13 protein-coding genes are annotated in these 22,365 nt (G+C 73.1%); 6 read left to right on the top strand and 7 right to left on the bottom strand.

The window, feature by feature from the left end; translation table 11 throughout:
• Positions 1 to 451: 451 nt before the first annotated feature.
• The 7 genes from WMF11_RS13455 to treY form a co-directional block, all read right to left on the bottom strand.
• Positions 452 to 1,066, bottom strand: coding sequence for an HMA2 domain-containing protein (locus WMF11_RS13455; RefSeq protein ID WP_437552238.1), 615 nt, complete (start codon positions 1,064 to 1,066; stop codon positions 452 to 454).
• Positions 1,063 to 1,347 (bottom strand): hypothetical protein, encoded by a 285-nt coding sequence (locus WMF11_RS13450; protein ID WP_437977763.1) that lies wholly within the window; start codon positions 1,345 to 1,347, stop codon positions 1,063 to 1,065. The genes WMF11_RS13455 and WMF11_RS13450 overlap by 4 nt, the downstream gene beginning before the upstream one ends.
• A complete protein-coding gene (locus tag WMF11_RS13445) occupies positions 1,344 to 4,841 on the bottom strand; it encodes an HAD-IC family P-type ATPase (protein ID WP_437977762.1) in 3,498 nt (1,165 codons plus the stop codon). The genes WMF11_RS13450 and WMF11_RS13445 overlap by 4 nt, the downstream gene beginning before the upstream one ends.
• A gap of 154 nt (positions 4,842 to 4,995) precedes the next feature.
• Positions 4,996 to 7,005, bottom strand: a complete 2,010-nt coding sequence (locus tag WMF11_RS13440; protein ID WP_437977761.1) for a hybrid sensor histidine kinase/response regulator — start codon at positions 7,003 to 7,005, stop codon at positions 4,996 to 4,998.
• A gap of 265 nt (positions 7,006 to 7,270) precedes the next feature.
• A complete protein-coding gene (tsaA, locus tag WMF11_RS13435; protein WP_437908809.1) occupies positions 7,271 to 8,080 on the bottom strand; it encodes a tRNA (N6-threonylcarbamoyladenosine(37)-N6)-methyltransferase TrmO in 810 nt (269 codons plus the stop codon).
• Entirely contained in the window at positions 8,074 to 9,918 is a 1,845-nt protein-coding gene (treZ, locus tag WMF11_RS13430) for a malto-oligosyltrehalose trehalohydrolase (protein WP_437977760.1), read from the bottom strand. The genes tsaA and treZ overlap by 7 nt, the downstream gene beginning before the upstream one ends.
• 1 nt (position 9,919) lies before the next feature.
• Positions 9,920 to 13,117, bottom strand: coding sequence for a malto-oligosyltrehalose synthase (treY, locus tag WMF11_RS13425; RefSeq protein WP_437977759.1), 3,198 nt, complete (start codon positions 13,115 to 13,117; stop codon positions 9,920 to 9,922).
• A 600-nt stretch (positions 13,118 to 13,717) separates the two neighbouring features.
• Here treY and WMF11_RS13420 point away from each other — a divergent pair.
• From WMF11_RS13420 to sbnB, 6 genes are all read left to right on the top strand, one after another.
• Positions 13,718 to 14,782, top strand: a complete 1,065-nt coding sequence (locus tag WMF11_RS13420; RefSeq protein ID WP_437908805.1) for a sigma 54-interacting transcriptional regulator — start codon at positions 13,718 to 13,720, stop codon at positions 14,780 to 14,782.
• A gap of 132 nt (positions 14,783 to 14,914) precedes the next feature.
• Positions 14,915 to 16,888 (top strand): carbamoyltransferase C-terminal domain-containing protein, encoded by a 1,974-nt coding sequence (locus WMF11_RS13415; RefSeq protein WP_437977758.1) that lies wholly within the window; start codon positions 14,915 to 14,917, stop codon positions 16,886 to 16,888.
• Positions 16,889 to 17,053: 165 nt separating this feature from the next.
• Positions 17,054 to 18,295 (top strand): acyl-CoA dehydrogenase family protein, encoded by a 1,242-nt coding sequence (locus tag WMF11_RS13410; RefSeq protein ID WP_437977757.1) that lies wholly within the window; start codon positions 17,054 to 17,056, stop codon positions 18,293 to 18,295.
• On the top strand, positions 18,289 to 20,292 hold the full coding sequence (locus tag WMF11_RS13405) for a carbamoyltransferase family protein (protein WP_437977756.1): 2,004 nt from the start codon (positions 18,289 to 18,291) through the stop codon (positions 20,290 to 20,292). Before WMF11_RS13410 ends, WMF11_RS13405 begins: the two co-directional genes overlap by 7 nt.
• 101 nt (positions 20,293 to 20,393) lie before the next feature.
• Positions 20,394 to 21,359: a 2,3-diaminopropionate biosynthesis protein SbnA gene (gene sbnA, locus WMF11_RS13400; RefSeq protein ID WP_437977755.1), complete on the top strand. Its 966-nt coding sequence runs from the start codon at positions 20,394 to 20,396 to the stop codon at positions 21,357 to 21,359.
• Positions 21,360 to 21,362: 3 nt separating this feature from the next.
• Positions 21,363 to 22,364, top strand: coding sequence for a 2,3-diaminopropionate biosynthesis protein SbnB (sbnB, locus tag WMF11_RS13395; protein ID WP_437977754.1), 1,002 nt, complete (start codon positions 21,363 to 21,365; stop codon positions 22,362 to 22,364).
• The last annotated feature ends 1 nt before the right edge of the window (position 22,365 follow it).

Genomic DNA, 22,365 nt, shown 5'->3' with positions numbered 1-22,365 from the left:
CCGAGCCATTGTGATACATCGCCGCTTTACGTCGGGGTCGACAGGCGGCGCCACGGGCTCGAAAGCGCGCCGACACTCTCACGCCGCGATCGCAAGGCGATGTCCGAGGCGAGCTGAACGCCGAGAATCCTGGCCCCGCCGGCGGAATGCCCTCGTCCCACGCTCTCCTGCCCTCCCCGCGCGCGGGGGCATCTCCCGCCGAGCGCTGCCCCAGCGCGCCGCGCCGATGGGCCCGCCTTCGGCCGCTCCCGGAGCGCCCCGAGGCGGTGCGTCCGCGGAGCGGACATGCCTTTCTACAGCGGTTTCCGCCCACCTCTGCCACGTGCAGAGCGGCGGTCACCCGCACAGGAGACGGGCCCAGATCGGCGTTTTCGGCGCGCAAGCGCACTCCCGTGCGCTGAGCACCGAAAACGCCGAGGTGGACCCGTATCCGAAGCGGGTGCCCGCCGCTCTAGAGATCGTCGCAGACTGGACCTGCCTCGCCGGGCCCCTCGCCCGCGACGCCCGGCTGGCCCTGCGCCCCGCCGCCGCTGTTCAGCTCCTCCGAGATCGCCCCGGGGTTGAACGTCATGAACCACCGGAGCGACCACCAGAGCAGGTTGAACCAGGCCGGCACAGGCAGCCTGCGCGTGGCCCCGACCTCGGCGAGCCCCGCCGCCGCGAAGACGACCGGCAAGATGGTGCCGAGATCCGCACGGTAATCCATCGCCTCGCGCACATCGGCGTTGATCCCGGCAAAGGCGTGCGCGACCGCGCGGGCGACGCGCGTCGGACCAGGATGCCCCTCGGGCCGCGGCGCGCCGAGCGGGTGGCCGTCGTCCTCGCGCGCCCCGTCGACCAGCCCGGCGAGCCGGGCGCGGAGCCGCTCCGGATCGAGCCCGCCCTCGGAGCGCTCGACGATCACCGAGCCCGTCATCGGACGGATCGAGACGACCTCGCAGGCCGGATCGGCCGCGAGCTGCTCCGCGATCCGCTCGCACACCCGACGATGGCCGGCCAGCGCCGGCGCGCGCAGGCGGACGCGCCGCTCCAGGGCGTGGACGACGAGGACCGCCGGCGACATCATGACGACGGCTCGCCGTGGAGCGCCGAGGCGCCGTTGCTCTTGCGCGCAGCCCGCTCGCCGCGCGCCCCGCCCGCGGCCTTCTGGCGCACCCGCTCGGCGACCTCGGCGAAGAGATCCTCGACGTGCTCCCGCTGGCGCTCGAGCAAGCCGACGCCCAGCCTGCCCAGGTGGAGCCCGAGCGCCGCGATCTCGACGACCACCGGCCGGAGGTGCTGCTTCTTGCCCATCAGGAGGACGGCCGTGCCGACCCCCAGGGCGAACGACGGTGGATGGAACTTCATGATGCCATGTCTCCCTTGCGCAGCCCGGCGACGCGCGCGGCGCGCACGCCTTGCTTGCGTCTCGCGGCCGCCCCCGCATCCTCGCCTGCGCCCTGGTCCGTTTCCGCTTCCGCTCTCGCGCCTGCTGCTTCCGCTTCGGCTGACGCGTCCGATTCCGCTTCTGACGCCGACTCCGAATCCGACTCCGATTCCGCTTCCGACTTCGATTCCGATTCCGACTCCGATTCCGATTTCGATTCCGCGCGCCTGCCGTTGACGATCACGATCTCGCGGCCAGCGCTCGCGGAGCGCCCTAGAGGACCGCGGAGCAGCGCGGGCAGCGCGCCGACGGCCACGGCGAGCGCGATCTCCCCGGCGCGGAGGCGCTGCGCCCCCAGCAGGCGGCCCAGGGACCCGGAGCCGAGCGCGAGCGCCTGGAGCGCGGACGTGGCGGCGAGCGCGCGGGCCACGTGCGGGCTGTCCCGGCGGAGCGCGGCCGCCGCTGCGCCCTCCCCGGCGCCGGCGCGGCAGGCCAGGATGTGGAGCAGCTGCGCGGTCACCAGCGCCGTGAACGCCCTCGTCCCCGCGGTGGCCCGGCCCCCGAGCGCGTACGCCGACAGCGACGCGCCGGACATCGCGGCCGCGTCCACGCCCAGCGCGCGGAGATCGGCCGCGCCGAGCAGCCGCGCCGCAGGGTCGCGCGGGGGACGCCGCATGACGCCGGCCTCGGCCGGCTCGAGCGCGAGCGCGAGCGCCGGCGCCACGTCGGTGAGCAGGTTGATCCAGAGCAGCTGCAGCGGCGTGAGCGGAGAGGCGCCGCAGAGGGCGCCGACCAGCATCGTGAGGACCTCGCTCGCGTTCGTCGCGACGAAGTAGGCGATCGCCCGGCGGACGTTGTCGTGCAGCCGCCGCCCCTCGCGGACCGCCTCGGTGAGGCTCGGCAGATCGTCCTCGGCGAGGACCACGTCGGCCACGGCCCGCGCGATGTCCGTGCCGCGCTTGCCCATGGCCACGCCGACGTCGGCCGCCTTGAGCGCGGGCCCGTCGTTCACGCCGTCGCCCGTCATCGCCACGATCGCGCCGCCCTGCTGGAGCGCCCGCACGATGTCGAGCTTGGCCTCCGGGGTGACCCGGCTGTGCACGGCGTCCGGCGGGATGCCGAGCTCGACGCCGATCGCGCGCGCGGTCCGCTCCTGGTCGCCCGTGAGCATCAGGGTGCGGATGCCGGCGCCGGAGAGGGCCTCGAGCGCCTCCCGCACGCCGGGGCGCGGCGGGTCGCGGAGGCCGATGAGGCCGGCGAACTCGAGCGGAGCGTCGTTGTCCGGCCGGCCGTTCTGCCGCCACGCGAGCGCGAGCACGCGCAGCCCCCGCGAGGCCATCGCGTCGTTGTGCCGGAGCACCTCGCCGCGCTCGTCGCCGGCCCCCTCGCGCCGCGGCGGCGCGTCGCAGCGCGCGACGACCTGCTCGGGCGCGCCCTTCACGAGCTCGATGTGCCCGAGCTCCGGGTGGTCGTGGACCGTCACCATGAACGCCCGCTCGGCCGAGCGCCGCGCCTCGCTCACGCGCCGCGCCGCGAGGCGCCGCGCCGACACGGGGTAGCCGGCGGCGAGCGCGAACTCCACGAGGGCGCGCTCGGTGCCGCTGCCCTGGACGACCTTGCCCGCCTCGCTCAGCTCGACGTCGGCGTTGAGGGCGGCGATGCGCGCGAGCGCGTGCACGCGCGGGGCGGCGGCGTCGACCTCCCGCCCGTCCTCGCCGATCAGCGCGATCGCGCGCCCAGGCCCCGCGCCGCCGCCCCGGCGCGCGGCGCGCTCCACCCGCAGGGCGCCCTCGCCGGGGAGGAAGATCTCGGCCACCTGCATCCGGTTCTCGGTGAGCGTGCCGGTCTTGTCGGCGCAGACGACGCTCACGGCGCCGAGCGTCTCGGCCGCGGCGAGGCGGCGGATCACGATGCCGGAGCCGCGCAGGCGGCGGCTCGCGAGCGCGAGCGCCGTGGTGCCCACGGTGGGGAACCCCTCGGGGATGGCGGCGACGCCGAGCGCGACGGCGCTCCGCAAGAGCGCGCGGAGCGGCCTCCGGCGCGCGAGGCCGACGACCATCACCGCCGACGAGCTCGCGAGCGCGAAGGTCGCGAGGCGCCGGCCGATCCAGGCGAGCTCCTGCTCGAGCGGCGGGGTGCGCTCGGACTCGCGGGAGAGCGCGCGCTGGATGTCCCCGAGCGCGGTCCACCGGCCGGTCGCGACGACCACCGCCGCCCCCTCGCCCGAGGCGATCGTGGTGCCCGCGTACACCATGCCGCGGCGCTCGGCGAGCGGCGCGCCGCCGTCGACCCTCGCGGCGCACTTCTCGGCGGGCTCGCTCTCGCCGGTCAACGTGCTCTCGTCGGCGGCGAGGGCGCGCGAGGTCAGGACGCGCGCGTCCGCCGCGACCGGCTCGCCGGCGCGCAGCGCGAGCACGTCGCCCGGCACGATCTCCGACGCGGCGAGCCGCTGCTCGCGCCCGTCGCGCACGACGCGCGCCCACCCGACGCGGAGGTCGCCCCACGCGTGCAGGAGCTCCTCGGCGCGCGACTCCGTGTACGTGCCGATCGCGGCGTTCGCGCCGACGACGAGGAGGACGGCGCCTGCGTCGATCGTGTCGCCGAGCGCGAGCGACACGCCCGCCGCGCCGAGGAGCATCGCCGTGGGCACCGTGAAGATCTGCCCGGCGAGGATCTCGATCGACGAGCGGGTCGCGACGCCGGCGAGCTCGTTCGGGCCGACCGCGCGGAGGCGGCGGCGCGCCTCGGCGGCGGTGAGCCCCTCGCGCGGATCGACGCCGAGCGCACGGGCGACCTCGCCCGCGTCCTCCGCGTGGGCGCAGAGCGCCACGTCGACGCGGCGGGCGCGCTCGCCTCCCCCCTGCCCGGCCGGCGCGCCTCCACCCTGCCCGGCCGGCGCGCCTCCCCCCTGCCCGGCCGGCGCGCCTCCCCCCTGCCCGGCCGGCGCGCCTCCCCCCTGCCCGGCCGGCGCGCCTCCACCCTGCCCGGTCGGCGCGACCTGGCTGCCCCAGGCCCGCGCCTGCCACGCGCGGCGCTCGTCCTCGCCCGCCGTGCCCTCGCGGGGGCGCGCGCAGCGGCGCGCCGCGCGCACGAGCGCGCCCACGCCCTCGGCCATGGCCCGCACGGCGCGGCGCGCGGACGGCGGCGGCGGGGCGCCGGGCACGGCGTGGGCGCCAAGCACGAGCGCGGCCTCGTCGGCCGCGTCCTCCCCCACGCGCACGAGCACCCGCCCGGTGCGCGCGCTCGCCCGCGCGGACACGACGCCGGGGATCGCCGCGAGGTCGCGCTCGATGCGCGCGGCGCGCGCAGCGTCTCCGAAGAGGCCGGCCACCTCGGCGCGCACCCGCGCGATCCCGGCGGGCCCGTGCAGATCGCGCGCAGGCGTGCGATCTGCACGGGCCCGCCGCCGCGCGCCGCCGCCGCGGCCCCTGCGCCCGCCACGAAGATCGATCCAGCCCCTGCCCCGACGCTCCATGATCCTCCGCGCTGAGGCGGAGGCCTTTTCAAAGGTCGAGCCAGCGCCTGTGTGCGAGCGAGCCACATCGAGCCGCCGGGCCGGCGCGGCGGCGCCCTCGCGCCCTCGTCGCCGTCACGCCCGCGCCCTCGTCGCCGTCACGCCCGCGCCCCCGTCACGCCCGCGTCGCCACGGAGGCCAGGAGGCTCTGCAGCGAGCCCGGATCGATCGGCTTGACAAAGTGCATATCGAAGCCGGCCTCGCGGACCCGGCGCTGGTCGCGCTCCTGGCCATAACCCGTCAGCGCGATCATCAGCGACGGGGCGACGTCCGCGCTCTCCTCCAAGGCCTTCAAGGTCCGCGCCACGCCGCAGCCATCCATCCCGCCGGGGAGGCCGATGTCGCACAGGATGACCTCCGGCCGGAACGAGCGGGCCGCTTCGACCCCCGCGGCCCCCGACAGGGCCACCTCGACCTGATGGCCGTTCATCGCGAGGAGCGCCTGCAGCATCTCGGCGGCGTCCTCGTTGTCCTCGATGATCAGGACGCGCAGCGACCTCACGGCGCCCGCCGACATCGAGTCGGGGCCCGGCGGCGGCCCGGCGCGCTCCGGGGACGACTCGGGCCCGCGCGCGAGCGGCAGGCGGAGGACGATCTCCGTCCCGTGGCCTACGCCGGCGCTCTCGGCCGACGCCGCGCCGCCGTGGAGCTCGACAAGACCCTTTACGAGCGCCAGCCCCAGTCCGAGCCCACCCCGGTTGCGATCCAGGCTGCGCTCGGCCTGGCTGAACGGCTCGAACATGCGCGCCAGCGTCGCCGGCTCCACGCCGATGCCGGTATCGCGGACGCGGATCACGGCGGAGCCGTCCGGCGTCGCCGACAGCGCGACCGTCACCCGACCGCCGGCGTCGGTGAACTTGTTGGCGTTGTGGAGCACGTTGCTGACCGCCTGCGACAGACGCGTGGGATCGCCGGAGACCCAGAGCGGCTCGATCGGCACGTCCAGCCGGAGCTCCAGGCCGCTCGCCTCCAGCGTGCTGCGGTAGTCCTCCGCCGTCTGCCGGAGCAACCGGGGCAGGTCGCAGCGCTCCGCCCTCAGCTGGATCCTCCCGCGCGCCACGCGGGACACGTCGAGCAGGTCGTCCACCAGCCGGGCCATGTGCGCGACCTGCCGCTCGATCACGCCGCACGCCCGCAGGAGCGACGGCTCCTCGATCCCGGTGCTCCGCAGGATCTCCACCGCATTGCGGATGGGCCCGAGCGGATTGCGCAGCTCGTGCGCCAGCATCGCCAGGAAAGCATCTTTGCGCTGGTCCGCTTCCCTCAGCGTCGCCTCCCAGGCGTCGCCGGCCCGCTTCCGCGCGGTGATGTCGTAGGCGATGGTGACAAGGAGCCGCCGGCCCGCCGCGTCCCTCCCCAGCCGAGCGGAGCTGAAGACCCACGTGCGCTCGGCGCCGCTCGCCGTGGTGAGGGTGAGCTCGTTCTCGCCCGAGGCCTCATCCATATCGAACAGGGACGCCACACGGGCGTGGATGGCGGCGCTCCTCGCCCCGAACGCCCTGTCGAGCCACGCCGTGACCGTGGGGATCTGCTCGCGGGTATAGCCGCTGATGTCCGTCCACGCGCCGTTGACGCAGACGACGTGCCCGTCCTCCGCGTAGATCATGATGGGGAACGAGGTCGCCATGATGGCGCGGCGCAGCCCCTGCTCCCGCTCCCGCAGCTGGAGCTCGGCCTCGGCGCGCCGCTGGGCGGTGCTCTCGCGCCCGGTCTCCAGGACGAGCGGCCCGCGCTCCGCCCCTTCCACGAGCCGCAGGCGGCTCTCGACGAGGATCTCCCGGCCGTCGCGGGTCGTGCGACGGATCTCGCCGTCCCAGAGGCCGTCGCGCGCGAGCGCCGCCTCGATCTGCGCGAGCGGCGCCGGCAGGACGGTGCGCAGGAGCTCGTGGCTCGACCGCCCGAGGGCGTCGCGCGCCGGGAAGCCGTAGAGCTGCTCGGCCCCGGCGCCGAAGTACACGACGACGCTCGCGCCGCCGAGCTCCCACGCGAGGGCCGCCTCGCCGAGCCGATCCAGGAGGGCCGCCTTCAGCTGCAGCTCCCCCGCGGCCCGCCCCCTGTCGCCGCGGCCGTCCTCCGGCGAGGCCGCGTTCGGGACCGGCGAGGGCGCGCAAAGGAGGGGGCGCACCGCCTGGCCAGCCAACCCGCAGCGACGCTCCGACCGCACCGTCAGCGGGCATCTCCGTCGAGCGCGCCGGCTCGAAACCCAGGCCAGATGTCCCCGATGATCACACGCAGCATTTGTCCGCCTCGAGCGCGTGCTGCAAGCGGCGCGAGCGTGAATCGTCACGCGAGATCCGAGGAATACCAGGCGATCTGCGCGTACCTGGCGAGCGCGAGCAGGCGGCGCGCCGGTCGAGCGTCGATCGTTAGCCGCGCCGCTAACCGCGCCGCTAGCCGCGGCCGAACCGCTCCACGAACCGCCGGTGCGCCTCGAGATCGGGGCCCTCGCCGCCGACGAGCTCCTTCTCGCGGTAGCCCGTCGCCACCGACAGCACGTCGATCCGCCGCCCCTCGGCCCTGAACCGCACCCGCCACGACGTCACGGCGAGGCGCATCGCGTCCCCGTCGGCGCGGATCCGGCGGTAGGGGTGCGGCTGCGGGCCGAGCGCGAGCACGCGGTCGACGCGCTCCCGCAGCGCGAAGCCGTGCGCCTCCTCGATCCACGCGGCCTGCTCGGCGGCGCGCGCGCCCCACGCGACCTCGAAGCCGGGCTCGGGGTCGACGGGCGCCCCGCCGCCCGGCTCCTCCGCGAGCGGCGTGAGCCAGCCGGTGCGCGCGTGCGGGTGGGCGTCCGCGTACGGCACGTAGGGCTTGAGATCGAGCACCGGCGTGCCGTCGACCATGTCCACGCCGCCGACGCGCAGGGTGAGCCCGTCCACCGCGAGGAGCCTCACCGCGCTGAGGCCGATGGGGTTCGGGCGGTGCGGCGAGCGCGTCGACAGCACGCCGCGCCGCTTGCCGGCGCTCCGCGGGGGCAGCACCTTCGGGCGCCAGCCCTCGTTGAGGTGGAACCAGAAGACCACCCAGAGGTAGTCCCACCCCTCGATGTCCGAGAGCGCGTGCTCCAGCCCGAGGCCCGGCACGAGCTCGATGGTCCCCTCCGCGCCGCCCGCGGCGTGGGGCTGCCGCGGCGCGCTCACCTTGTCGGAGAACGGCGTGCGCACCACGCCGATGGGCGTGAACGTGACGGGCTTCAGCATCGCGCCCCGGAGGTATCGGGCACCTCGACGATCAGGACCGACGGCCCCTCGAGCTCCACCCAGCCGCGCTCGATCGGGGGCCGCCGCGCCGCGCCGCCGAACCGCGGCTCCTCGCTGAACGCGAGCGCCCGCGCCTCCGGGCGGCCGAGGTCGAGCGAGAGCGCGCCCCGGAGCGCGCAGAGCGCGATCACCGCGGCCCCGCCGCCGCGGCGCTCGATGCAGATCGCGTCCGGCGAGAGCGCGTCGGCCGAGAAGGCGCCGCGCGCGCGGCTCTGCAGCGCGGGGTGCGAGGCGCGGAGGCGGAGGAGCTCGCGGTACCACGCGAGCACGCCGGCGTGCTCGGGCCGCTGCCGCTCGGCGTGGTCGAGCTTCGAGCGCTGGAACGTCCGAGGATCCTGCGGATCCGGCACCTCCGCGCCCGCGAACGCCGCGAAGTACTGGAACTCGCGCCGGCGGCCCTCGGTCACGAGCCGGCCGAGCTCGGCCTCGTGATCGGTGAAGTACTGGAACGGCGTCCGCGCGTTCCACTCCTGGCCCATGAACAGCAGCGGCGTGTACGGCGTGAGCAGGAGCAGCGCCGACATCGTCCGGAAGGCCGCCGGGCTCACCTTGTCCCCGAGCCGATCGCCGACGGCGCGGTTGCCGATCTGATCGTGGTTCTGGATGCAGTGCACGAAGCGCGGCGGCGGCACCGGATCGGCGGGCGTGCCCCGCGGCTTGCCCGTGTGCTTCGAGATCTGCCCCTCGTAGAGCCACCCCTTGCGGATCGTCGCCGCGATGTCCTCCGCGGTGCCCGTGTGATCCTCGAAGTAGCCGTCGCGATCGCCGGCGAACAGGACGCGCAGCTCGTGGTGGAAGTCGTCGGACCACACCGCGTCGAGGCCGTACCCGCCCTGCTCGACGGGCGTCACGAGGCGCGCGTCGTTGTGGCTGTCCTCGGCGATCACGAGGACGCGCCGCCCCTCGCCGGCCGCCCGCGCGCGCTCGCCGATCTCGCGGAGGATGTGGGGATCGGAGTCGTCGACGATCGCGTGGGTCGCGTCGAGGCGGAGGCCGTCGATGTGGAAGTCGCGGATCCACAGCTCGACGTTCTCGAGGACGAGCGCGCGGACCTGCTCGGCGCCCGCGCCGTCGTAGTTCACCGCGTCGCCCCAGGGCGTCTTGTGCCGATCGGTGAAGTAGCGCTTCGCGTACGCGCGAAGGTAGTTCCCGTCGGGGCCGAAGTGGTTGTAGACGCAGTCGAGGATGACGCCGACCCCCGCGGCGTGGGCCGCGTCGACGAGGCGGCGCAGGCCCGCCGGGCCGCCGTAGGCGGCGAGCGGCGCGAAGAGGTCGACCCCGTCGTAGCCCCACCCGCGCTCGCCCGGGAAGCTCGCGACCGGCATGAGCTCGATCGCCGTGATCCCGAGCTCCCGGAGCTCGGCGAGCCGCCCGATGAGCGCGTCGAACGTGCCCTCCGGGGTCGCCGCGCCGACGTGGACCTCGTAGAGGACGAGATCCTCGAGCGCGACGCCCCGCCACCCCGCGTCGGTCCACGCGAACGAGGGGTCAAAGACCGCCGACGGGCCGTGGACCCCGAGCGGCTGCGCGCGGGAGTACGGGTCCGGGAACGGGCCCTCGCCGTCGATCCGCACCTTGTAGAGCGCGCCGGCCCCGAGCCCCGGCGCCGTCGCCTCGAAGTAGCCGTCGCCGGTCGGGGCCGCAGGCAGCGCGCCCGTGACCTCCTGGCCGTCGACCCCGTAGGTGACGATCTCGATCCGATCGTGGTCGGGCGCCCAGACGCGGAAGCGGACCGCGCCGCCCTCGAGCCACGCGCCCATCGTGCGCATCGCCTTCATGTCACTGGCCTCGCTGCGCCGCCCGCAGGAGCAGGGCGACGGGGAAATCGGAGAGCACGCGGTCGAGCGGGAGCGACGCGCCTTCGCCCGGCTCGGGCGGCGCGTCCGAGCCGCGCGGCGGAGCGGAGGACGGCGACGCCTCGATCTCGGCGCCGGTGAAGAGATCCGTGTAGAGGCCGGGCTCCACGTCGACCGCGGTGCCGGCCCACGCCGCGCCGATCGGCGGGGAGCAGGCGCCGCCGAGCAGCCGCGCGCTGAACCGGGGCGCGACGACGACGATCGAGCGCCCGTCCGGCGCGCGGCGCGCGAAGGAGACGACGTGGGCCTCGCGCTCGCCGATCACGGCGCGCGGCACATAGTCCCCGTCGGCCCCGAAGAGCGCCGGGTGGCGCCGGCGCAGCTCGAGCGCGACGTGGGTGACGAACAGCTTGACGCGGCCGTCGCGCGCCTCGGCGCAGAGCTCGCGCGCGAGCGCGCGGCCCCCGCCGCTCGATCGCCAGCGCGCGCGGATCTCCGCGAGCGCCCGCTCGCGCACGGCGTAGTCGACAGGGCGGCGGTTGTCCGGGTCGACGAGGCTGAAGTCCCACACCTCGTTGCCCTGGTAGATGTCGGGCACGCCCGGCGAGGTGAGCTTCAGGAGCGTCTGCGAGAGCGAGCCCCACATGCCGTGGTACGCGACAACGCGCGCGAGCGGCAGGAGCGCGCCCACGACCTCCGCGGACGAGAGCGCCTTGCGGACGAACGCCTCGACGGCGGCGTCGTACTCGGGCTGCGCGTCGATCCAGGACGTGTTGACCTTCGCCTCCTTCGTGGCCTTGCGCATGTAGTCCACGAGGCGGTCGGCGTACGCCGAGAGGGCGTCGCCCTCGGGCGCGCGCGGGTCGCGTGGCTCGCGTTCGCCGCCGAGCAGCGGCTCGATCGGCAGGCTGCCGAGGAGGGTCTGGTAGAAGAGGTACTCCTCGTTGCTGTCCGGCGCGAGGCGGCCCTCGATCTCGGCCTTGAGCGGCGCGGCGGCGGCGGCGGCGCGGTGGAGCGCCTCCTCCCAGGCCGACGACAGCTCCGAGAGCACGCTGATGCGCGCCCGCACGTCCTCGCTCCGCTTCGTGTCGTGCGTCGACGTCGCGAGCATCGAGTACGGCCACGCCCTGTGCCGCTGCACGTTGCCGCGGTGGAACGCGAGGACGCTCGATCCGTAGCGCTCGGGCTCGCCCCCGACCTCGTTCAGCGACACGAGCCGGTTGTAGATGTAGAACGACGTGTCCTCGAGCCCCTTGGCCATCACCGGCCCGGTGAGCTGCTGGAACTTCATCACGAAGTCGCAGAAGAGGTGCCGGTCCTCCTCGGGGAAGAGATCCGTGCCGTCGAGCATGAGGACCGAGCGCACGAACGTGAAGATGGATCCCTCCATCGTCGGGTTCTGCCGGCGCGCGAGGGCGACGGCGCGGCCGATGGCGACGCGGTCGTGATCGGAGATCGCCGGCGTCCGGTCGTTGATGTAGGTGCGGTAGACCGGGAAGCACGCGATGACCTCGCGCAGCGCCTCGTTGAGCGAGCCCAGGGTGAAGTCGCGGAAGCGGCGGTCGCGCTCGGTGAGCCGGTTCAGGGCGTGGGTGAGGACGTTGAGCTCGCTCGCCAGGGCCGTCCGGAGGATCACCTTCTTCTTCTCGTAGACGAGCGCCTCGAACGGCACGTGCTCGTCGATGAACCGCTCGTAGATCGCGGTCATCTGCGCCTCGCTCGAGGCGTCGACGAAGAGCTCGCCCACCAGCGCGGTGAAGTCGTAGCCGCTCGTCCCGTGGACGGGCCAGGCCTCGGGCAGCGTCTCGCCGCGCGCGAGGATCTTCTCGACGACGACGTAGAGCGGCGTGTTCAGCGAGCCGCGCGCGCCGCGCTCCGAGAGGGCCGCGCGGAGGGCCGGCTCCAGCCGGGCGAAGCGGGCTTCGGGGCGGCGGCGCGGGTCGAGGAGGCTCTTCTGCTCGGGCTCGTCCGAGGCCTCGGCGAGGAAGCGGCGCCGGCAGCGCTCGATCAGGTAGCCCTGCTGCAGCTCCTCGAAGTAGCCGATCGGGTCCCAGAGGCCGTCGGGGTGGTCGATGCGCAGCCCCGTGACCTGACCCCGCGCGCAGAGCTCGAAGACGAGGCGGTGCGCCTCGGCGAACACCGGCCGGTGCTCCATCCGGATCGCGGCGAGGTCGTTGATGTCGAAGAACCGGCGGTAGTTGATCTCCTCGGCGGCGGTGCGCCAGAAGCTGAGGCGGTAGGCCTGCTCCTCGAGCAGCGCCTCGATCGGGTCGAAGCTCCGCGGATCGCCCGGCTTGCCGTTGATGCGCAGGACGCCCTCGGCCACCGCCGCCGCGATGTCGGGCGAGTCCGCGACGAGCGACGCGAGCCGCCGCCTGAGGATCTCCTTCTCCCGGCGCCGCTCGATCACCTTGGCCCGCTGCGTCTCGGTCCGCGGCGGCATGTTGCGGAGCCCGGTCAGGATGCTCTGCAGCTCGAGGAGCGCGTCGTGCTCCTCGCCGAGCGCGGCGACGAGCCCGGGCACGAGCGGCCCGATGATCATGCCGTACGTCCGCGGGTTCACCGGGAAGACGTGATCGAAGTACCGGAGGACGAACGCGCCGCTGTCGAACTCGATCTTGAGCTCGCCGCGCTCGAGCACGCGCCCGAAGTGGTCGCCGAGCACGGGGAGCAGCACCTTGTGCTTGAGCTCCGTCTTGAGCGGCGCCCAGTCGATGTCGAAGAACGGCGCGTAGAGCGAGCTCGGGCCGTTCTGGAGGACGTCGTTCCACCAGGCGTTGTCGGAGGTGCCGACGCCCATGTGGTTGGGGACGAAGTCGAGCAGGAGGCCCATGCCGTGCGCCGCGAGCTCGCCGGTGAGCCGGTCGAGGCCTTCGCGCTCGCCGATCTCCGGGTTGAGCGCGTTGTGGTCGACGAGGTCGTAGCCGTGCATGCTCTCCGGCCGCGCCTTGAAGAACGGCGACGAGTAGAGATCGCTGACGCCGAGGGCGTCGAGGTAGGCGACGACCTGGCGCGCCTGCTCGAAGGTAAAGTCCTTGTTGAGCTGCACGCGGTAGGTGGCGCGCGGCAGGCGAGGCGCCACGCCCTCGCACGCCGCGTCGGCGAGCCGCGCGGCGTTCGCCTGCAGGCCAGCGCCCTCCCCATGGCCGCTCGTCTGCTGATCGTCCGACGTTCCGGTCATCCCTCAGTTGCCTCCGGCGGCAGAATCTACTGCGAACGAAGCGATGAGCACCCGCGGATCGGCGCAGCTCGCGCGGCTCCTGTCGTTTCGGCGTGCGGCACGAAGGAATGGCCTGATGCGCCTACGGGGAACGCAGCAGCGCTGGCATCGGGCATAGAGGGGTGACGGGCTCAGCCGCTGTCGGGCGCGCGCCAGGCTCAGCCGTCGTCGAAGGAGTCGCCGTCAGCGCGCTGCGCTTCCCAGGGGAACGCGGAACCCCCTCATCGCCGCCGTTCTCCTTTGCTGTTCCACCCCTTCGTGCATGGCCGCACCGATACCCGACTAGCAAGCGTCGTTCAGGCGGCCGACTGCATGTTTCCGGAGCCGCGCCCCGCGAACATCACGGCGCGCGCATTCCTGCTCCGGTGTTCGTTTGCACCGCCCGCGCGCGCTCGTCGCGTGTCCCCTGAAGCCCGCCGTCGAGATGGCTCGGCCGGCGCATGCGCGGCGGCGCGCGGCCGGAGGCGCGCGCTCGGGAAACGATATGTTGCCAAATGCCCGTACTCGCGGGCGGAGTGAGACAACAACCGTTTCCGTCATGAAGAATCAGGAGAGGTATTGATGACCAGCTCGTGGAGATTCGTCGCGCACTCGGAGGCGCGGCGCAGGGCGCTCGGGTTCGCCAAACAGGCAGCGTCCGCAGACTGCTCGGTCCTGATCGTCGGGCCGACCGGAGCGGGGAAAGACATCCTCGCGCGCGACATCCATCAGCACAGCAAGCGTTCGAAGCACCGACTCATCACCATCAACTGCGCGGCCCTCACGCAAACGCTGTTCGAGAGCGAGCTGTTCGGCCACGCGCGCGGCGCGTACACGGGGGCGACCGTATCGAAGCGCGGCGTCGTGGAGCTCGCGTCCGGAGGCAGCCTGTTCCTCGACGAGATCGGTGAGCTGCCGGCGGAGGCGCAGGCGAAGCTGCTCCGCTTCCTCGCGGACGGCTCGTTCTGGCCCGTGGGCGGCAGCGAGGAGAAGAGCGTCGACGTCCGCGTCCTCGCCGCCACGAACCGGGACCTCGCCGCCGGGCTCGACAAGACGTTTCGAGCCGACCTGTTCTTCCGGCTCAGCGTGCTCACCATCGTCGTGCCGCCGCCCAGCCGGGAGGACCTGCGCAGCCTCTCGAGGGTCCTCGCCCTGGAGCTCGGCGAGCGCTACCGCACGCTCCTGCCCGCGCGCGAGGTGAGCGCCATCGGCGAGCTCGCGAGCTGCGGAGTGTACAGGGGCAACGTCCGCGAGCTCCGCAACGCCGTCGAGCGGTACTTCCTCGTGCGAGACCCGGAGCGCACCGTCGAGCAAAACTGGCGGGCCGGGTGCGCGCTCGACCTCCTGGCCCAGCAAGGCGCGCCCCCACACGACGACGCTGCGGCGATATCCCAGGTACACCCACAAGAGGTCGAGAAGCTCTACGACCTCCTGTTCCTGACGTGGGCCAGAGAGACGAGGAACGCGCGCGAGCTGTCGCGGCGAATCGATCGCTCGTTGCCGTACGTTTACAGCCGCCTCGCGAAGCTCGGTATCAAGCCGAAGGACCTCCAGAGCACCGAGATCCTCGAGCGCGCGTCGGCGAGGATCCGCGCCGCGCTCGCCCCCCATCGCTCCACATTTCTCCAGCTTCTTAAAGAATCTTAACAAAACGGTTCACCCCCTCCCGAGGGCGCCGCCGGAACCGTCGCGTCGTTCGATGGAACGACCCTTGCGAAACGGCCGAGACGGAACCCGGGAGGGCGGTGGACGTCCCGACCGAGAAGGATGGAGGAGCGCATGCTGACTCTGGGCCTCGCAGGAGGCTTGGATCCCGTCTACGACTGCCGCTACGACTCGCCGCAGTTCTTCACGTACGACGCGGCGGCCGTGCTGGTCGAGGACGGGCAGGTGGTGGCCGCCATCGAGGAAGAGCGGCTGAACCGCGTCCGGCGGACGAACAAGTTCCCGTTCGACGCGCTGCGCGCCTGCCTGAGACAGCGAGGCGTCGCGCTCTCGGACGTGGACCGGATCGCCTATTATTCAGGCGAGGAGACGGCCAATCTGCTCGTCGGGCGCCTGCGCGCGGCGTTCCCGGAGCTCGCCGGCGTGCCGGACGCGCGCGGGCTGCTGCACGCGGCCATCCAGCGGGAGATGAGGTGCGCGATCGATCCGGCGCGGCTCGTCTTCGTGCCGCACATGATGACGCACGCGGTGAGCGCCATCGCGTTGTCGGGCTTCGATCAGGCGCTCGTCTACGTGATCGACAACGAGGGCGGGGTCCTCGCCGGGACGTCGGCGAGCGGGAGCCGGTCGTGCCTCACGTCGCTCGCGGCCTTCTCACCGTACAAGTCGCTCGGCGAGCTGTGCCATCGCACGATCCGCGCGCTCGGATACAGCCCGTTCGAGGAGGCCGAGGCGATGGAGCTCGCCCCGCAAGGCGACCCCGCCGCGCTCCGCGGCGCGATGCGCGAGGTGTACAGGCTGCTGCCGGACGGCGACTACGATCTCGCCTTCCAGAACCTCGCGGCCGTGCTCTCGAGGGCGCCGGGCAGGCTGCGCGGCGATCCGGTGGAGCAGGCGCACAAGGACGTGATCGCCGCGCTGGAAGAGGCGATCTCCGAGATCGTGCTCCACGTGCTGCGCCACCACCGCACGAAGAGCGGGCTCCGGCGGCTGTGCCTGGCCGGCGGGGGCGCGCAGATCTGCGCCGTCAACTCGCGCGTGCTCGCGAGCGGCCTGTTCGACGAGGTGTTCGTGCAGCCCGCGGCGCACGACGCGGGCTGCGCCCTCGGGGCCGCGCTCTTCGCGAGCGACGCGCCGCCGCGCCGCGCCCCGCTCGACCACGTGGCCTGGGGCACGGACATCGGGAACGCGGACGCGGTGCTCCCGGCGCTCAGGCGCTGGGGCGCGCTCGTGACGGCCGAGCGCCCGGCCGATCCGGCCCGCGAGGCCGCGGAGCTGATCGCCGGGGGCGCCGCCGTGGGCTGGGCGAACGGCCGCTCGGAGATGGGGCTCGTGGCGCTCGGGCGCCGCGCGATCGTCGCCGATCCGCGGGACGAGCGGCGGCGGGAGGCGCTGAACGAGCTGAAGCGGCGCGCGCCGCACAGGCCGCTGTCGGTCGCGATGCTCGCCGAGGACGCGGCCGAGTGCCTGATGCTGCCGTGCCCGGCCGAGCAGCTGCGCTGGAAGAGCTTCGCCCTGCGCGTGAGGCGCGAGCGCCGCGCGGCGCTCGCCGCGGCGCTGCACGCGGACGGCACGGTCCGCGCGCAGGTGGTGCTGAAGGAGTCGGATCCCCGGCTGTTCGCGCTGCTCTGCGCGTTCAAGGAGATCTCCGGGGTCGGGGCGCTGCTCGCGACGTCGCTCGATCACGGGGCGGAGCCGCCCGCCGAGACCGTCGACGACGTTGTCGCGCTGCTCGTCACGAGCCGCCTCGAGGCCGCCTTCGTGGACGACGTGCTCGTCCGCGGGAAGGGCCCGTCGCTGGAGGCCAGGCTCGGCATGACCGTGGAGATCCCGCGCTCGACCCAGGTGTGCCGCACGCGCGGGTGGCTCGACGGCGCGCGCATCGGCGACGCGTGGGAGCTGCGGACGAGCTACGACCGCGGGATCCGCCGGAAGATCTCGCGCTCCGCGTACGAGGCGCTGGTGAGGGCCGACGGGAGCCGGCCGCTGTCGTCGCTGCTCGACGGCGCGGGGGCCGATGTCGCGGGCGAGCTCTGGGCCCTCTGGACAGAGCGGCTCGTCCGGCTCGCGCCGCCCGAGCGCGGGTGAAGAGCGAACCAGACGCGCATGAAGGGCGCGCGCCGGCCTGACGGACGTGCAGTGAGCGCGCCGGCCGGGCGCACAGGGAAGAGACGACGCGGGCCTGCGTGGCCGCGGGGCTCGGGACACGACGGGTGCAAGGAGAAGAGCGCTGTGAGCTCGGATGACATGACCATGAGCGCTGGACGCAAGGCGCGCCCCAGGATCGACCTCGAGCGGCAGACGCAGCTCGCGGCAGAAGCGCTGAAGAAGGCGCTCGCGGACCGGGATCTGCCAGCCTTCTACCGGGTGTTCCGGTCGACGGATCTGCCCTTTCTGGGGCGCATCCATGAGGGAGACGCAGCAGGCCTGTTCCGCGCGTGCGCGCACGTGCTGCACCGGCTCGGGGGGATCTCCCCTGCTGTAGCGCTCGCGGTGGAGAACCATTTCTACGTGACCTCCGCGATAGCCACCTTCCCCATCGCGGACGACGCGCGGCTCGACGCGCGGCGGCGCGCGCTGCTCTCGGAGGTCGTCGAGGGGCGCCGGCTCGTGGCCAACACGAACTCGCGGGTCCACGCGGACCGCGTGAACGCGGTGGGGACGCGGGCGCGAAAGGTGCCCGGAGGCCACGTGGTGAGCGGCGCCGCGTCGTACACGTCCCTCGCGACCGAGGGAGATCTCCTGATCTTCACGACGGCGCTGGAGGAGGGTTTCCCCGCGGTCTTCATGGTGCGGCCGCGGGGCAACCCGGCCGTCGAGATAGGCCCGTACCTGTTCCCGGACGCGATGCTCGACTCCGATACACGCCGGATCGTGTTCCACGATCTCTTCGTGCCGGAGGAGGACCTCCTGCTCGGCGGCCCCGGGCCGGAGGTGGTGCAGCTCCTCCTGTTCGAGATGGTGTGGCACCAGGTGCTGATTCCATCGCTGTACCTCGGCGCCGCGGCGCAGGCGATCGACGAGTCGCGCCGGTTCCTCCGCGCGGTGCGCGGCCGGGACGGGGCGCCGCTCGCCGAGCTGGACGGCATGGTCGTGGATATCGGCCGCCTCGTGATCCGCTACCGCGCCGCGTGCGCGGCGGTCCGCGAGGCGGGCGAGGCGATGGGCACGATCGCCTCCCCGAGGGACCGCGCCGAGCGGCTGCCGCGGCTCTACGAGCTCGCCGGGGCCGCGAAGTACACGGGGACACGGTGCGCCGAGGAGACCGTCGCGGCGGCGCGCGGCATCGTCGGCGCGCGCGCGTACGCGGGGGACGGCGCCCTGGAGCGCCTGTGCAAGGAGGTCGTCTTCGGCCCGCTCGGGCCGGAGGTGAACGCCGTCATCGAGCGCGCCCACGGGCGACGAGCGCTCGGAGAGGGCGAGTTCGACGGCGCGGCGTCGTCGCCGTGGCTCGATGGCGCGATGAGCGCGAGCGGCAAGGAGGAGACATGCTGACGCTGGGCCTTTCCGGCGGGTTGAGCTTCGCCCACGAGGAGATGTACGACATCCCGAAGAGCTTCACGCACGACGGCGCGGCCGTGCTCGTCGACAGCGGGGAGGTCATCGCGGGGATCGAGGAGGAGCGGCTCAACCGCATCAAGCACTCCAACAAGTTCCCCATCGAGGCGATCCGCTTCTGCCTCGCCCGGGGCGGCGTCGACATCGATCGTGTGGACCGGATCGCGTTCTACGCGAGCGAGGAGTACTGCAATGCGCTCCTCGGGCGGGTGCGGCTCCTGACCGGGGGCGCGCTGCCGCGGATCGACGCGCGCACGCTGCTCGCGGCGAAGCTCGGCCAGGGCCTGGGGCGCCCGATCGACCGCGACAAGATCGTGTTCGTGCCGCACCACCAGGCGCACGCGGCGAGCACGTACCTGCTGTCGGGGTACGACGACAGCCTGATCGTGGCGATCGACGGGTCGGGAGACTTCCTGTCAGGCCTCGTGGCCGTGGGCTCGGGCGACAGGATCGACGTGCTGAAGACGATCCCGGAGTCGAAGTCGCTCGGGAACTTCTATGTCTCCGTCATCGCGCTCCTCGGATACGGGGTGTTCGACGAGTACAAGGTGATGGGGCTCGCGCCCTACGGCGATCCGGCGAGGTACCGCGCGCTGATGAGCTCGCTCTACACGCTCTTGCCGGACGGAGATTACGAGATCCACCGCGACCGCGTGGGCGCGCTGGCGCAGGCGATCGAGGTGCGCAGGAAGGGCGGGCCCTTCACCCAGCAGCACCGCGACGTCGCGGCGTCGCTGCAGGAGGCGCTGGAGGCGCTCGCGCTGCACGTGATCCGCCACGAGCGCGAGGCCACGGGCAAGACGCGGCTCTGCCTGGCGGGCGGGGTCGCGCACAACTGCACGATGAACGGGAAGATCCTCTATTCGGGGATGTTCGAGCGCGTCTTCGTGCAGCCGGCGGCGCACGACGCGGGCTGCGCGCTCGGGGCGGCGCTGCACACGACCCTCGCCGCGGGAGCGCTGAAGTCGCGGCGTCGGATCGAGCACGTGTTCTGGGGCAGGGACGTGGGCGGCGAGGCCGAGATCGAGCGAGAGCTCTCGGGGTGGTCCCGCTTCCTCCGCCACGAGCGCGCCGAGGATCTGCCGGGGCGCGTCGCCGAGGTGATCGCCGCCGGGGCCGCCGTCGGCTGGGCGCAGGGAGGATCGGAGTTCGGGCCGCGGGCGCTCGGGCACAGGAGCATCCTGGCCGACCCGAGGCCGGCCGCGAACAAGGACCTCGTGAACGCGATGGTCAAGAAGCGCGAGGCCTACCGGCCGTTCGCGCCGGCCGTCCTCGCGGAGGACGCGCGCGAGTTCTTCGAGCTCCCGCCCGGTGAAGACGAGTTCCCGTTCATGATCTTCGTGCTGAAGGTCCGAGAGGACAAGCGGAGCGTCCTCGGGGCGACGACGCACGTGGACGGCACGGCCCGCGTCCAGACGGTGGCGCGGGGCTCGAACCCGCATTTCTGGGGCGTCCTCAAGGCGTTCAAGGACAGGACGGGCGTGCCGGTGCTGCTCAACACCTCGTTCAACAACAACGTGGAGCCGATCGTCGACTCCGCGCACGACGTGGTAACGAGCTTCCTGACCACCGGGCTCAACTACCTCGCGATCGGCGGCTTCTTCGTCGAGAAGCGCGCGTGGACGTGGGAGGACGTGGCGACGCTCGCGGTCGACATCCCGAGGCACGTCCGCGTGGACCAGATCCGCCGCTTCGTCGCGATGGATCGCGCGGCCACCGCCTTCGAGCTGCGGAACACGTACGACGCCGGCGTGCGGGTGGGCGTGTCGGCCGACCTGGGCGAGGCGCTGATGCGCGCGGACGGGGCGCGCTCCCTGGCCGAGCTGCTCGCGGAAGCCGGCGTGGACGAGCCCGCGCGCGCGCAGAAGGCTGCCCAGGAGCTCGAGGGGCTCTGGGCGGAGCGGCTCGTCTCCCTGCGCCCGCGAGGAGCCTAGGGCGAGAGCGCCTGTCCGTCGTCTCGTGATGAGCCTTTGGCGCGAGCGCCCTCGTCCGCCCGCACGTCGCCTGTCCGCTGTCTTGAGGTGGTGAAGCTTGCATGCTTAAACAAGAGCAACTCCTGGCGCGGGCGGCCACGCTCGTCAGCATGCTCCGTGAGACGCCGGTCGTGAAGCTCGATCACGAGCGGCTCGATCTCTCCGTGAAGCTCGAGTACTGCAACGCGGTCGGGAGCATCAAGGACCGCCCCGCGCTCTGGATCCTGAAGACGGCGATCGAGCGCGGCGAGGTCGACCCGCGGACGACGATCGTGGAGTCGTCGTCAGGCAACTTCGCGATCGCGCTCGCCGCGTACGCTCAGCTCCTCGGGCTCGACTACATCCCCGTGATCGATCCCCACATCTCCGCGGTGAACGAGCACGTGCTCCGCTCGCTCTGCGCGAAGGTCGTGAAGGTGGAGGAGCCCGATGACACGGGCGGATTCCTGAAGACGCGGCTCGCCCGGGTGCAGTCGCTCTGCGCCGCGCTCCCGCGCTCTTACTGGCCCAACCAGTACAAGAACCCTGACGGGATGATGGCCCATTTCCACACGACGGGGCGGGAGATCTGCGAGGCGTTCACGGCCCTCGATTTCGTGTTCGTCGCCGTGAGCTCGGCGGGGACGATCGCGGGGCTCTCGCGGCGCCTGAAGGAGCACTTCCAGGGCGTGAAGATCGTCGCGGTGGACGCCGAGGGCTCGGTCATCTTCGGCGGCCCGCCGCGGCCGCGGCGCATCCCTGGTATCGGCGCGGGGGTCGTCCCGGATCTGCTCCGCGAGGCGCTGATCGACGATGTGGTGATCGTGCCCGAGGTCGAGTCGATCGCCGCGTGCCGGACCCTCCTCGACCGCCACAAGCTGCTCGTCGGCGGCTCGACGGGGACGGTCTACGCCGCGATCCAGCGCTATTTCAGCAGGGCGACCGGCCTCGTGAGGCCGAAGGTCCTGTTCCTCTGCGCGGACCGCGGCGTGCCTTATCTGGACACTGTTTACAACCCTGCTTGGGCGTCGCGTTACGCCGAGGGATGAGCGATGCGCTTTGGTGTGGTATCTGGCAATGTCATCCGCCGCCTCATCGAGGAGAGCCCCGAGGAGTGCGTCAAGGCGGTCGAGGACGTGTACCTCGCAGGCCACCGGGGAGAGGTGGTCTGTCCCAACAGCTATTTCCTCCGCTTCCCCGACCGACCGGACGCGCGGATCATCGCGCTTCCGGCCCACCTCGGCGGTGGTGAGCCCGTGTCTGGGATCAAGTGGATCGCCAGCTATCCGGCGAACATCCGGCAAGGCATCCCCCGGGCGTCGGCGGTGATCGTCCTCAACCGGGCGGACAACGGCTATCCGTTCGCGTGCCTCGAGGGCTCGATCATCTCGGCGGCGCGCACCGCGGCGTCGGCGGTCTCGGCCGCCGCAGCGCTCTCCGGGGGGCGGCGCGCGGGCACGCTCGGCATCGTCGGGACGGGGCTCATCGCGCGGTACGTGGTGTCCTTCCTGTCGCGCCTCGGCTGGGAGATCCCCGAGGTGCTCCTGTTCGACACGAACCCCGCGGAGCCGGAGCGGTTCCGCGAGGCCGCCTTCGCGCCGGAGCGGCGCCGCGACGTGCAGGTGGCAAAGGACCTGGAGTCGGTGGTGCGGCGGAGCGATCTCCTCGTCTTCACGACCTCGGCCGCCACGCCGCACGTCCACGATCCGGGCTGGTTCTCGCACGCGCCGGTGGTGCTGCACCTGTCGCTGCGCGACCTGTCGCCGCGCATCGTCCTCTCCTCGTTCAACGTGGTGGACAGCGTGGAACACGTGATGAGCGCCGGGACGTCGCTGCACCTCGCAGAGCAGGAGTCCGGCGGGCGCGAGTTCGTGACGGGGACGCTCGCCGAGGTGCTCCTCGGGCAGCGCGCGGCGCCGCGGACGAAGCCGATCGTGTTCTCGCCGTTCGGCATGGGGACGCTCGACCTCGCCGTGGCGAGGTGGGCTTACGCGCGCGCCGAGGCGGCGGGCGACGTGGCGTGGATCGACGACTTCTTCGACATGACGCGCTGAC

Origin of the sequence: Sorangium sp. So ce295 (genome assembly GCF_051527405.1) — a bacterium.
GTDB lineage: Bacteria > Myxococcota_A > Polyangia > Polyangiales > Polyangiaceae > Sorangium > Sorangium cellulosum_B.
Note: the sequence above shows the minus strand (reverse complement) of the source record. Positions and strands in the feature narration are given on the sequence as shown.